Origin of the sequence: Enterobacter sp. ZOR0014, from assembly GCF_000798855.1 — a bacterium.
GTDB classification, from domain to species: domain Bacteria; phylum Pseudomonadota; class Gammaproteobacteria; order Enterobacterales; family Enterobacteriaceae; genus Enterobacter; species Enterobacter kobei.
In genome coordinates this window covers 1-324 of record NZ_JTLF01000071.1, presented here as the reverse complement: position 1 = coordinate 324, position 324 = coordinate 1, and the positions used below count along the sequence as shown (strand labels likewise).

The window sequence follows — 324 nt, the reverse complement described above, 5'->3', positions numbered from 1 at the left end:
GGGGTTCCCGAGCGGCCAAAGGGAGCAGACTGTAAATCTGCCGTCACAGACTTCGAAGGTTCGAATCCTTCCCCCACCACCACTTTCTGGCAGCGTAAATGCCGCCGGAGCTGGTTGGAAAAATTAGCCAGCTCAAACTGAAAAAGAGAGAAATCTCTTTTTTTGTTACAGAAAGAACTGGGTAGCCGAGTTTCAGGATGCGGGCATCGTATAATGGCTATTACCTCAGCCTTCCAAGCTGATGATGCGGGTTCGATTCCCGCTGCCCGCTCCAATACGTGCTGATATGGCTCAGTTGGTAGAGCGCACCCTTGGTAAGGGTGA

At 51.9% G+C, this 324-nt stretch carries 1 tRNA gene; it reads left to right on the top strand.

The annotated features are described in order from the left end of the window. The first annotated feature begins 199 nt into the window (after positions 1 to 199). Positions 200 to 274 (top strand) — tRNA-Gly (locus L977_RS02940). The last annotated feature ends 50 nt before the right edge of the window (positions 275 to 324 follow it).